The organism is Melaminivora alkalimesophila (assembly GCF_000282995.1).
Lineage (GTDB): Bacteria > Pseudomonadota > Gammaproteobacteria > Burkholderiales > Burkholderiaceae_C > Melaminivora > Melaminivora alkalimesophila.
This window is the reverse complement of the sequence record NZ_ALEE01000025.1, coordinates 1-509: the sequence shown is the minus strand read 5'-3', so window position 1 is coordinate 509 and position 509 is coordinate 1. Positions and strand designations below refer to the sequence as shown.

The 509-nt window shown below is 61.9% G+C and carries 1 protein-coding gene; it reads right to left on the bottom strand.

Annotated features, from left to right (window positions below; translation table 11 throughout):
* Positions 1-371: IS91 family transposase (locus A612_RS16160; RefSeq protein ID WP_019372614.1), on the bottom strand; the 371-nt coding region annotated here is incomplete at its 3' end.
* Between the last annotated feature and the right edge of the window lie 138 nt (positions 372-509).

The following is a 509-nucleotide window of genomic DNA, read 5'->3' as shown; positions in this document are numbered from 1 at the left end:
AGCACCCACTGGCGCACCGGCAGGCGGGGGAATACGTGATCGTTCAGGTGCGCTGCTGTCTCCACCATGCGCCGGGTGGTGCACGAGGGGCAGACTCCCCGGCCTTTGCAGGAGAAGGCTACAAAGTAGTCGTGCCCACAGTCGCCGCAGCGAGCGCGGGCAAAGCCATGGGCAAAGATGCCGCACTCAAGATACTTGGCAAACGCTTTGCGCACGAAGGGCTTGGGGGTGTGGTGGTCGCCCTGGCCGTCGAACTGACCCGCGCTGGCCAACTCTAGCCAGGTCTCGTAGTGCTCGGCTACCGTTTGGTAGAGCAGCGTGCGTTCGGGGTGGCGTGGGTTGTAGAGCTTGGGCTTGGAAGTGGCTGACATGAATACTGTACAAATGCACAGTATTCTGCGGCGATTGTTTGGGTACGCAAAGCACAAGGCCCGAACCGTCGCCAGTTCGGGCCTTGTCAGGGTAGCTTGGCTGCGGACTTACTTGCGCGCAGGCGGCACATCCGTGCA